We start from the raw sequence: 11,504 nt of genomic DNA on the forward strand, positions 1-11,504 counted from the left end.
TGCTGTTGCGCACCGCCCGCGGGCACAGCGCAGGACAGGTCGTCGTCGAGACCGCCGAGGGTGCGGTCGGCGCGCACTGATCACCCCGTGGGGGGCGCCGACCCGTGCCCCCCACGGAGGCCCTCGCCGGACCGGCCGGCGATCCGGTCCACCGCGTCTTCGACCTCCGCTCTGCCTCTGGGCTCGTCGTCGAGGGCGCGGTGGATCGACACGCCCTCGATCATCGCGTCGAGAAGCCTCGCCGTCTCGGGGTCGAAATGTCGCTCCAGGGCTGCGCGACTGCGCCGCATCCAGGCCGTCGTGAGGGCACGGTACGCCGGCTCACGGGCGGCGAGCGTGTAGAGCTCATGCGAGAGCACGAGCTCGCTCTTGCCCCGTGCCACATCCTCGAGGATGATCGCGACGACGGCGGCACGGGCCGATGCCGGATCGGATGCGGCGACCATGCGCTGCTCGAAGCGTGAGCTCACCGTGGTGGCGAACCGCGTGAACGCCTCGCGCAGCAGCTCGTCGATGCCCGCGAAGTGGTAGGTCATCGATCCGAGCGGCACGCCGGCGGCTGCAGCGATGCGGCGATGCGACGCGCCGGCCACCCCCGACTCGGCGATCACGTCGAGGCACGCGCTGATGATGCGCTCGCGACGTTCCGGGTCGTTCCGCCGGCCGCTGCGGGTTCCGGCACCCGATTCAGACGGCATCCTCATCTCCGATCGCCCGGACGACGCGGGCGGGACTCCCGACCGCGACGACACCGGCGGGGATGTCCTTCGTGACGACCGATCCCGCACCGATCACGCTGTTCTCGCCGATCGTCACTCCGGGGCAGACGATCACCCCGCCGCCGAGCCAGACGTTGTCGCCGATCGTGATCGACTCAGCGGCCTCGAGCTTGTCGCGCCGCATCATCGGGTCGATCGGATGCGTGGGAGTGAGCAACTGCACGTTCGGCCCGATCTGACAGTCGGCGCCTATCGTGATCGCCGCGACGTCGAGCGCCGTCAGGTTGAAGTTCACGAACGTGCGCGCGCCGATCGAGATGTGATCGCCGTAGTCGACACGCAGTGGTGGGCGGATCACGACCCCCTCCCCCAGGTCGCCGATGAGGTCCTCGAGCCATCCGCGCGCAGCGGTGTCGCCCGCCAACGTCTGACGCTGATAGAGGTCGGCGAGCCGGGCGGCTCGCGCCGAGCGCCGCTCGATCTCGGGGTCGTCGGCGATGTAGAGGTCGCCCGCGAGCATCCGCTCCCGGTTGGTGCGCGGGTCGCCTGCGAAGTAGTCCGTCGTGCCATCGTCCGTCATGCCTCGAGATTAGCAAATCTGCGTACGTCCGTACTCATCTCTCCACAGCCAGTGCCGATGACACAATGGACGACATGTCCCCGAACCCCCAGCGGCGACTGCTCGCCTCGATGCGCAGGATCCTGCACACCGACCCCTCGTCCGTCGCGCACACCGAGGCCATGCCCGTGATCGACGAGCGCACGGTGCCGCGGGTGCTCGACCTCGCGACGCGCATCGGAGAGGCGATGTTCGCGGTCGGCGCCTCGGCGCACGAGGTGACGCTCGCGATCATCCGGGTGTGCGACGCCTACGGCATGCGCGGGGTGCAGGTCGATGTGACGTACAACTCCATCACCGTGTCGTTCCACCTCAGCGGCGAGGTCTGGCCCGAGACGCTCGTGCGGGTCGTGCGCGTCGCCGCCCCCGATCACGACAAGCTGCAGCGGGTGCAGGCCCTCGTGGCCGACATCGCCGATGGGCTCGACCTCGAGTCGGCGCGCACGGCGTTCCGCGTCATCCGCCGGGTGCCGTTCCGCTATCAGCAGCCCGTGGTCGTCGTGGCACGCGCACTGCTCGCGGTCGGCGTCAGCATCATGCTCGGCGCCTCGCCGATCATCGTCGGCCTCACCTTCGTCGCCGCGCTCGGAGCCGCCGTCACCCAGGCGGGTCTCGCGCGCATCCGGGTGCCGCTGTTCTTCAGCCAGATCGCGGGAGGCCTCGTCACGACGGTCGTCGCCGTCGCGGTGTCGGCGCTCGGCTCGGCGGGCATCGAGCCCTTCGTCGGCATCCGCCCCTCGATCATCGTCGCCTCGGGAATCGTCCTGATGCTGGCGGGTCTCACCGTGGTCGGCGCCGCGCAGGATGCGATCGACGGGTTCGCGCTGACCGCCGGCGGGCGCATCCTCGACCTGACCATGCAGACGCTCGGCGTCGTGATCGGCATCCTCGTGGGCCTGCAGCTCGGCAGCGTGCTCGGGTTCACGATGGACCTGCCCGACGACCCCGCGCCGTTCGGACCGCTGCTGAACCAGTTCACGGGCGCGATCATCATCGCGATCGCGGTGGCGGTGTTCAACGGCGCCGGGATCCGCATCATCCTCGTGAGCGCACTGCTCAGCGCGATCACGATCGCGGGGTACTCGAGCATGATCGCCCTGCAGCTGCATCCGGCCGCGGCCAGCGCGATCGGCGCCCTGCTCGCGAGCTTCGTCGGGGTGCTGATCGCCCACAACCTGCACGTGCCGTCGGTCGCCGTGACGACCGCGGCGATCGTGCCGCTCGTGCCCGGTGTCGCGGTGTTCCAGGGTCTGCTCGAGATGGTGCACGCGGCGGGAACCACGAGTGGTGTGCTCGGCATCGGCGGATCGCTCGTCGACGCGGTCGTGATCGGCGTAGGCCTGGCGTCGGGCGCCTCGCTCGGACTGTACCTCGGCACCCCGGTGCGGGCCACGCTGAACGGCGTCACGAAGACTCGCGCCCGCGCGCGGCGCTGACCTGCACAGGCCGTGATCAGGCACTGACCTGCGGATGATCAGGCACGGCGCACCCCGCTCGCGTACCATCGAGGCAGAACGCTGACACAGCACCGCGACCGGGACGACCCGGACGCCTCTCTCATCGGGGACGGCCCCGCCTCGAAGGAGCTGCAGATGTCGCACACCTCACAGACCCGACTGGTCGGCGCCACCGACATCGGACGGATCGCCCTCGGCTGGGGTGCCTTCGGCATCCTGCTCCTCATCCACCCCGTGATCGCCGCCCCCGCGCCCGCGGCGACACTCATCATCGCGCTCGCGGTCATCATCGCCGTGATCATCGCGTGCGCCTTCGGCGTCGTGAAGCAGGCGGAGGCCCTCGCCCACAAGCTCGGCGACCCGTACGGATCACTCGTGCTCACGCTCTCGATCGTGCTGATCGAGGTGATCCTGATCTCGGCCGTGATGCTCGGCCCGGGCGAGCACGCGACGATCGCCCGCGACTCGGTCATGGCCGTCGCGATGATCATCCTCAACCTGGTCATCGGACTCTGCCTGCTGCTCGGCGGTCTGCGCCGCGGCGCCATGGCACACAACCGCACCGGCACCTCGGCCTACCTCGCGATGCTCATCGTGCTCGGATCCCTGGCCTTCGCGCTGCCCGCGCTGATCGGCGAGGCCGGGTCGTACACGTTCGGGCAGGCGATCCCGATCATCATCCTGACGCTCGCGCTCTACGCGTTCTTCCTCTTCCGGCAGATGGGAGCGCAGGCCTCCGACTTCACCGAGGTCGACGAGCGTCTGCGCTCGGGGGCGGGTGCGGGTGCGTCGGGTGCGGGTTCGTCAGGCGCCGACGCGGATGCGGCATCGGGCGGGATCGTCGCGGTGCTCCGCGAGAACCGCCGCGAGGTCGTCATCCGGCTCGTACTGCTCGTCGTCACCGTGGTGCCGATCGTGCTGCTGTCGCACGACATGGCCGCACTCCTCGACGATGGACTCGGGCGCCTCGGTGCTCCCCCGGCCCTCGCCGGCGTACTGATCGCGATGATCGTCTTCCTGCCCGAGTCCATCACGTCGGTGCGCGCCGCTCTCGGCGGCGAGGCGCAGCGCGTGAACAACCTCTGCCACGGCGCCCTCGTCTCGACCGTCGGGCTGACGATTCCCGCGGTGCTGATCATCGGGATGCTGACCGGACAGACCGTGATCCTCGCCGAGTCGCCCGCGAACCTGCTGATGCTCGCCGTGACGCTGCTGCTGTCCGTGGCGACGTTCAGCGCGAAGCGCGTCACGGCGATGCACGGCGCGGCGCACCTGGTGACGTTCGCGGCGTACGTGCTGATCCTGTTCAGCTGAGGCGTCGCGAGGGCGGGGCGTCGATGCCCCGTTACGCGAGACCGCGACGTCCGTTGGGCGGCCTCTCAGCACGACGTCGATCCCGATGCCGACGGTGGTGCGGGTATCGATGCGCGACGTGCGGTGATCCGCGGGGCTGCGCCCGGGGAATCGGGCGTTGTGGGCGCGTGGGTCCGTGTCGGCGGTGGCCGTATATCGGCATGCTGGAACGGTGGTCTGGTGTTCCAGAATATGCGTCTGACTTCTGCGCGCACTCGTCTAATCTGACGCGAGAGCCTCACCGCAGGCTACCGATATCCACGATCCGGGGGACAGCATGGTGCAAAGAAGCATCCAGAAGACATCGAGGTTGAAGAAGCTCATTGTCAGCGCTGCTGTAATTCTAGTGGCGACTGCTGCCACTCTGTCGACCGCGGCCTCAGCGAGTGCCGCACTCAGCGAGTGCAGCTCCGGCAGCACGTGCGTATGGTCGGGCGCCAATTACGCAACTGACTGGGGAACGGTCGGCGGATTCATCAACTTCACCTGGTGCATCGACGACCTCGGAGATTATTGGAATATCAACAACAAGACGACTTCTGTGTTCAACAAGGGAAACACGGAGACCTCCTATCTTTATGATGGCGTGAACAAGACCGGATCGCGTATCACCATCCTCCGCGGCACGGGCAAGACCGATCTCAGCGCTATCGGATTCAACGACCGGGCATCATCGGGATACTTCGCTTCGGGCTTGACGAAGGTGGGAACCGCCACATGCAACTGAGGTCACTCAGATGCCGCTCCGTGATCGGCTCGACGGCGGCCTTGGCCTGCGTGGTGGGACTTTTGACGGGCTGTACGTCGCCTGAGCCGGAGAGAACCGTCGTCCAGAATCAATCGATGTGGGCGATGCCCCTCGATGAGTTCAAGATCTTCAATCCGTCCTTGAGCAATTACGCGGAGCAGCTGTTGATCGCGAAGTGTCTTGAAGGTCAGGGCTACGAGTGGCCCGTACCGTGGCAAGATACCGATTTCCCGCAACCTGAGACAGTCAATGACGCCGCTCTCAAGATATTCAATCCAGAACTCGCGCGCCGGTACGGATATCACGATGCTCCGCCACCGAACCCCGCCGATCTCCTCGCCTGGACGGAATTCACCGCGTGGACGAACGTTTACGACCCGGACGAACAGTTTCGATCACGGTTTGACGCCTGCGGGGAAGAGGCGCGTAGCGATAAGACGGTGGCAGGTGCGGACGGCTTGAACTACATCGCGAGTCTCGAGATGCAGACGCGCGATGAGATCTCGTCGATCGATGCCGTCCGCGATGCAGCCGAAACATGGAAATCCTGCCTCTCGGGATTCATCACGTTCGAGCTGCCGGATGATCCGTGGGGCGAGATTCCGACGCTCGAGATGGCGCAGGAGTACGGAATCTATGGCGACAATCTGACCGAGGTAGCGTCGCCGGAAGAGCTGTCGATTGCGGAGGCCGATGCTCGCTGCCGCGATTCCAGCGGGTACACCGAGGCCCGGTATCAAGCCGAGTGGTCGGCCCAAGAAAATCTTGTGACGGAGAATCGCGACAAGCTCGAACGCATTCGAAACGACGCGGTCGCTCATACCGATGAATTGAGAACGTTGATCGCGGAGAATGCACCATCGAAATGACTGGTGCCGACTCCACCGACGTCGAGATCGAGCGAGTGATCGCCCCGTTTCCCCGCAGGACAGCCGAACGGAGGGTGAAGCCCTTCGTCATCCTCCTTTCGGCTGTTCTCGCACTAGGCGCGGGCTGGGCACTCGCAACGATCTTTCAATCACCGACCCAACGGGATGCTGCGACTGCTCCGCCGACCTCGGGCCCCGTTCTTGCTACGGTTTCCACCGGGAACCTCGTTCGGCAGACAGACTTCTCCGGGAGCGTGGTCCCCGAGAATGAGGAATCCCTCAGCTTGGCGATTCCGAGCGGAGCGTTGCGCTCCGTGGTCACGGGACGCCCGGTGACTCAGGGTATGACCGTGAATACCGGTCAGGTTCTGACCGAAGTCAACGGAAGACCCGTCTTCGTCGTGCAGTCGGCGTTCCCCTTCTACCGCGATGTAGGGCTCGGCGATCAGGGTCCCGATGTCGTTGCCATCCAGGAGACACTGAAGCATCTGGGCTACTCGTTGAATGCGGACGGCGAGTTCGGCGCGCAGACAGAGACAGCTGTTCGGGAGTGGTACTCCAGGAATGAGTACACTCCGGCCACACGGGACGTCGACAACGAGAGCAACTTACGCGCATCGGATTCCGAGCAGACAGACGACGGCCAGCAGACGGGCGATGCGTCCGAAGTGACCCGTGCGACGAGCGCGGCCTTCGTTCCCTTCTCTGAAGTCGTCGGCGTCACGATTCTTCCCTCGGTTTCGCTGAGTGCGTTGCCCGTGGGCGATGCCGTCGGGGCCGACGGCAAGACTGACATCGTTCTCGGATCGACGACGACCATCGTGACCGTTGAGGTCGTGCCGGCGGATCTGACTGCCATCGCTCAAGGAAGCGAGGTTTCCATCGAGATAGACGGCCAGGTATCGACGGGGACGGTGTCGAGCATCGAGCTGAGCGAATCGCCCCTGCAAGAGGAATCCACGATCGACCGGAACGAGAGCGATGAAATCCCGGGCACGTCGATCGTCACGGTGATTCCCTCAGATCCGATCCAGGCGTCACATGCCACGGTGCGAGTTGTCGCGTCGCAGATCATCGTGGATCAGGATGCGCTTCTCGTGCCCACGATCGCGGTCATCGACCGGGGAGATACGAATCAGGTGGTCATCGTCAGGCGATCGGGCGGGGAACTCACCGAGGTCGAGGTCACTGTCCTCGGCGCCCTTGATGGCATAACGGCGATTCTGCCGTCGTCTCCATCGTCGATCCAGGATGGTGATCAGGTCCGGGTGGGTTCATGACGTTGATCGAACTACGACACATCTCGAGGATCTACACGCCGTCGCGCGGTCCTGAGGTCCAGGCGTTACGCGATGTGTCGCTGACGATCGACGACGGTGAGTTCGTCGCCATCGTCGGCCCATCCGGTGGCGGCAAGAGCACCCTGCTGAATGTCCTCGGTCTTCTCGACGACCCTTCATCTGGTGACTATCTCCTCGCGGGCAGACGACCAGGTCGGGTCAACCGCGGCGCAACGGCGAGATTGAGGTCCCGTCACATCGCGTTCATCTTCCAGGCTTTCCATCTGTTGGAGCAGCGTCCCGCGGTCGACAGCGTCGGACTGAATCTCCTGTACCGCGGAGTCGCATTTCGTCAGCGACAGGAAGAATCGATTCGGGCTCTCGCCGCAGTGAGCCTGGATGACGCTGCGTGGCAGAGCACGTCCACCCTCTCCGGTGGGCAGCGTCAGAGGATCGCGATCGCGCGCGCGATGGCCGGTGACGCTCGGCTCGTCCTTGCCGACGAGCCGACAGGCAACCTCGATTCCGTCAACGCTGCACTTGTTCTCGACGAACTCGAGCGAGTGAATCGAGATGGTGCCGCGGTCGTCATCGTGACTCACTCTCCTGACGTTGCGGCTCGTGCGGATCGAATCATCCGCATCGCGGACGGCGAGGTGGTTTCTGACACCAGATCTCGAGCTCCTCGAAAGAGATCCGTGAGCGGGCGGAAAAGCGTATCTCTCGAGCCCCCCGACGACACCAAGGCCGTCATCCGCGTCACAGACATGTTGACCGACGCCTGGGCCTCGATATCGTCCCGAAAGAACCAGACACTTGCGCAGTGTTCGGCCGTGGCGATCGCTGTGGCGTTATCCATCACGACGCTCGGGCTGTCGACTTCCGCTCACGCACAGGTCTCTGAAGCATTCGATGCTCATCTCAACCGCGAAGTGACCGCCAGGTGGAGTACACAACTGCCGCACTCCAGACCGCTCGCCGAGGCACCCTCGACGGCACGAGCCGTGGCAGGGGTGGATGCTGCTGCGGTCGTCGTCGACCTTGCCGCGACCGCGGTGTCGACGGCCACAGCGACCGCGCACGTACAACCCCACGTCGTGGTGGGCGACCTTGAAGAGGCGCTCAGGGCAGAAGTCGACGATGCGCGATGGCACCGAGGTCCTCTCGTACCTGGCGAGGCGTACATCGGCGATCTGCTCGCCAGGGATCTAGAACTCGGCGACATCGCGTCGGCTCCCACCGTCCACGTGGCTGGTGAACGATATGTGGTCGCCGGTCTCATCACTGAATCCGCACGACTCCCGCTGCTGAGGGGCGAACTGTTGCTCGGCGCGGATGCTTCGAGCTTGGACACCATGGCACCGGAGGCCACATTGCTGGTGACGACGGTGGCGGGCGCTGCGCCTCAGGTCGCGTCGCAGCTTGCTCCGTCGATCAATCCGTTCGCCCCAGACGAGATATCGATCGTTGCGCCCTCGGATGACCGCCAATTGAGGGTTCGCATTGAAGCTGGCGTGCAAACGACGCTGATCGCCTTCACGCTTCTTGCGATACTCGTTGCCATCGCAGCTCTGATCAACACGACTCTCATGGCTGTCAGCGCTCGCAGAGGCGAGATCGGCCTACGGAAAGCGCTGGGTGCGAAGGAGCGCGATATCGGGGTTCTGATCGCGGTTGAAGCCGTATATGTCGGCATGCTGGGCGGAATCGGCGGCCTCTTGGTTGGCACGATGGCCATTCTTGTGGTGACGATCAGCCAGCGGTGGGCGCCGGTCTTCGACCTCATGCTGATGCCGGTTGCTGTCGTGCTCGGCGTCATTGTTTCGAGTGTTGGAGGCGCCCTCGCATCAATCCGAGCAGCTAAACTCCGTCCGGCGGAGAACCTTCGGGGGTCCTGAGTTCGACCGTCCGTCAGGCCATTCGCACGGCCGGACGGCTGCCGCGCGCTTCGCTGGCGTGACGGCGCGCGTCGGACGACGAGCGAGGCAACGCGTGGGATGAACGCCACTCACCTCATCGCACGCTCGGCCGCGGGCGTCACATGCGCGCGTAGCGAGCGCGGGCGATGCAGAACAGGCCGTAGAGAACGAGGCCGGCGCCGACGACCCACAGGATCACGACGCCGAACGGGAGTCCGGCGAGCGCGCGCAGTGCCGAGTCGAGTCCGCCGGCGGTCTCGGGGTCATGCGTGAGCGCGGCGATCACGAAGAGCACACCGGCCACGCCGACGGCGATCCCCTTCGCGATGTATCCGGCGATGCCGAAGGCGACGATGCCCGACCGCGCGGCGCCGCCGGGCAGCGACAGGTGCTTCGTGAATGCCTTGGTGGCACCGCGCGCGATGAACGCGATGCCGATCGCGGCGACGACGAGCCCCACCAGCACGAGCAGCACGACACCGGCGGGCACCGCCAGCAGCCGGGCGCTGAACGACTGCGACGACTCGGACGACTGCGACTGGCCGCCCATCGCGTAGACGAGGGCCGTGCCGCCGATCGCCAGGTACGCGGCGGCGGTGCCGAGGAACTTCACCCGGTGCGCCCACTTCTTCTTCGTGTCGGGGTCGCGCTCGACGACGGCCTCGGCGATCTGCCAGATCGCGAGGGCGAGCAGTCCCAGCACGATCAGCCACAGCAGGAAGACGCCGGCGGGCGTCTGCTGGATCTGCTGCAGAGCTCCGCCCTGGTCGGCGTTCTCGCCACCGCCGCCGGTCGCGATCGAGATCGCGATGCCTCCGATGAGGATGTGCAGGATGCCGAGGACGACGTAGCCGACACGGGCGAGGACACGGAATGCGGTGGAGTCCTGGGCCGCTCGGGCCGTCGACGATGCCGACGCGCGGGTGTTCATCATGGCGCACTTCTTTCGATCGGTTCTTCGCGGGACGGGTCTGCCCGTAGGGGGTCTTCTCGCAGAGCGTCGTCGCGAGTCTGTACGGACTGTTCGGCTCTCGCACGCGCGGCCCGGCGGGAACGCCAGAGTGAGACGCATGCCCAGACGACCGTGGCGACGGCGACACCCTCGAGCATCCCGGCCACCACGTCGCTGAGCCAGTGCGCATGCAGGTAGGTGCGGCTCCACATCATCATGAGCGCCCACACCGTGCCGAGCATCCACACGTACCAGCGCCGGAAGATGAGGCCGAGGATGACCACGACGGTCGTCGCGACGGCCGTGTGGCCCGACGGGAACGAGGTCGCCACGCTCTCGGCGAGCGAGTCCTCGGGTCGCGTGCGGCCGATGACGGCGGCCATCGTGGCGCCGATCGCCACGACGGCGACCATCGCGATCGCGAGCGTCGCGGCATCCCATCGTCGTCTCCGCCAGAGCAGCCAGACGATCAGCAGGGCGCCGATCACGATCATGCCGACGGTGCCGCCGACGATGGCGGGCACCCAGGCCACGACGAGCCAGACATCGCTCGTGAGAGCGCCCATGAGCTCGTTCCACGAGTGGTCGATCGGCAGCGGCTCATGCCCGCCGATCGCCACGACGGCGCGGAGCGCGGCGAAGGCGAGGGTCGCCGCGACACCCCAGACCAGGGCCGTGGTGCCGCGGGCGACGTCTGCCACGACGGATCAGGCGATGGGGTCGTTGTTGCGCATGCTGCGGCGCGTGACCCGCTCGCCGGTGGCCGGGTCGACGGCGGTGCGGTCCACCGTCTCGACGCGACGGCTGCGCATCACGAGCACGAGGCTGATCAGGAACACGAGGGCTCCCGCGATCATGAGGATGTAGCCGATCAGATCGAGGTCGACGTAGCCGCCGGTGTCGATGTTGAGTGCGAAGACGAGGATCGCTCCGATGACGACGAGCGCGATTCCGGTTCCGATTCCCATGGTGTCCATTCCTCCCCGAGGCCGCCCCTGCGACCTCGCGACCCCCACATTATGGTCAATGAGCACTGAGTCAATAGTCATGGACACGACCCTTCCCACGTGGTATGGATGGGAACGATGACTGAGCTCGAACGCCGCGCGACGATCTTCGCCGCCCTCGCAGACCAGACGCGCCTGCGCATCGTCGATCTGCTCACGCTCGGCGATCTGTCGTCGTCCGAGATCGGATCGGCCCTCGATCTGCGGTCGAACCTCATCGCACACCACCTCGGCGTGCTGGAGTCCGCGCAGATCATCAGCCGCACCCGCTCGGAGTTCGACCGGCGCCGCAGCTACATCGGACTCCGTCCCGAGATCTTCGACACGCTCGCACCGCCCAGCGTCGACCCCCCGCGGCGGGTGCTGTTCGTGTGCACCGCCAATTCCGCGCGCTCGCAGCTGGCCGAGACGATCTGGCGCGATGTCAGCGCGATCGACGTCGCCTCCGCCGGCACCCGGCCCGCCGCCGGCGTGAACCCGCAGGCCACGGCAGCCGCTGCCCGCCACGGGCTCGCGATCGATCAGAGCCGTCCACCCCGCCACGTCGACGAGGTCCGCACCGACGGCGACCTCGTGATCAC

The 11,504-nt window shown here is 66.3% G+C and carries 12 protein-coding genes; 7 read left to right on the plus strand and 5 right to left on the minus strand.

Going from position 1 to position 11,504, the window contains the following annotated elements; all coding sequences use genetic code 11:
- Window positions 1-80: 80 nt before the first annotated feature.
- Window positions 81-698: a TetR family transcriptional regulator gene (locus RTM68_RS13450; protein WP_312171726.1), complete on the minus strand. Its 618-nt coding sequence runs from the start codon at window positions 696-698 to the stop codon at window positions 81-83.
- On the minus strand, window positions 688-1,299 hold the full coding sequence (locus tag RTM68_RS13455) for a sugar O-acetyltransferase (protein ID WP_312171728.1): 612 nt from the start codon (window positions 1,297-1,299) through the stop codon (window positions 688-690). The genes RTM68_RS13450 and RTM68_RS13455 overlap by 11 nt, the downstream gene beginning before the upstream one ends.
- A gap of 74 nt (window positions 1,300-1,373) precedes the next feature.
- Here RTM68_RS13455 and RTM68_RS13460 point away from each other — a divergent pair, with 74 nt between their 5' ends.
- The 6 genes from RTM68_RS13460 to RTM68_RS13485 all read left to right on the plus strand — a co-directional run bounded on the left by RTM68_RS13460 (window position 1,374) and on the right by RTM68_RS13485 (window position 8,943).
- On the plus strand, window positions 1,374-2,774 hold the full coding sequence (locus RTM68_RS13460) for a threonine/serine exporter family protein (protein ID WP_312171731.1): 1,401 nt from the start codon (window positions 1,374-1,376) through the stop codon (window positions 2,772-2,774).
- 156 nt (window positions 2,775-2,930) lie between these two features.
- On the plus strand, window positions 2,931-4,109 hold the full coding sequence (locus RTM68_RS13465) for a calcium:proton antiporter (protein ID WP_312171733.1): 1,179 nt from the start codon (window positions 2,931-2,933) through the stop codon (window positions 4,107-4,109).
- A 349-nt stretch (window positions 4,110-4,458) separates the two neighbouring features.
- Window positions 4,459-4,875, plus strand: coding sequence for a peptidase inhibitor family I36 protein (locus RTM68_RS13470; RefSeq protein WP_312171734.1), 417 nt, complete (start codon window positions 4,459-4,461; stop codon window positions 4,873-4,875).
- Window positions 4,876-4,895: 20 nt separating this feature from the next.
- Window positions 4,896-5,765, plus strand: coding sequence for a hypothetical protein (locus RTM68_RS13475; protein ID WP_312171735.1), 870 nt, complete (start codon window positions 4,896-4,898; stop codon window positions 5,763-5,765).
- Complete coding sequence (locus tag RTM68_RS13480) at window positions 5,762-7,045, plus strand: peptidoglycan-binding domain-containing protein (protein ID WP_312171737.1); 1,284 nt, start codon at window positions 5,762-5,764, stop codon at window positions 7,043-7,045. Before RTM68_RS13475 ends, RTM68_RS13480 begins: the two co-directional genes overlap by 4 nt.
- A complete protein-coding gene (locus tag RTM68_RS13485; RefSeq protein ID WP_312171739.1) occupies window positions 7,042-8,943 on the plus strand; it encodes an ABC transporter ATP-binding protein/permease in 1,902 nt (633 codons plus the stop codon). The genes RTM68_RS13480 and RTM68_RS13485 overlap by 4 nt, the downstream gene beginning before the upstream one ends.
- Window positions 8,944-9,082: 139 nt before the next feature.
- Here RTM68_RS13485 and RTM68_RS13490 read toward each other — a convergent pair whose 3' ends face one another.
- Genes RTM68_RS13490 through RTM68_RS13500 form a run of 3 tightly spaced genes read right to left on the minus strand, consistent with a single transcriptional unit; the run spans window position 9,083 to window position 10,884 of the window.
- Window positions 9,083-9,898, minus strand: a complete 816-nt coding sequence (locus RTM68_RS13490) for a DUF1206 domain-containing protein (protein ID WP_312171740.1) — start codon at window positions 9,896-9,898, stop codon at window positions 9,083-9,085.
- The gene (locus RTM68_RS13495) at window positions 9,895-10,617 is read right to left on the minus strand and encodes a phosphatase PAP2 family protein (protein ID WP_312171743.1); all 723 of its coding nucleotides are present in this window, start codon (window positions 10,615-10,617) and stop codon (window positions 9,895-9,897) included. The genes RTM68_RS13490 and RTM68_RS13495 overlap by 4 nt, the downstream gene beginning before the upstream one ends.
- A 6-nt stretch (window positions 10,618-10,623) precedes the next feature.
- Window positions 10,624-10,884 (minus strand): DUF6458 family protein, encoded by a 261-nt coding sequence (locus RTM68_RS13500; RefSeq protein ID WP_312171745.1) that lies wholly within the window; start codon window positions 10,882-10,884, stop codon window positions 10,624-10,626.
- Between the two features lie 117 nt (window positions 10,885-11,001).
- On the opposite strand from RTM68_RS13500, the gene RTM68_RS13505 reads away from it, so the two are divergent.
- Window positions 11,002-11,504, plus strand: a 503-nt coding sequence (locus RTM68_RS13505; RefSeq protein WP_312171747.1) for an ArsR family transcriptional regulator, incomplete at its 3' end; no start/stop codon positions are given.

The sequence above is a fragment of the Microbacterium sp. genome, assembly GCF_031988965.1.
Taxonomy (GTDB): domain Bacteria; phylum Actinomycetota; class Actinomycetes; order Actinomycetales; family Microbacteriaceae; genus Microbacterium.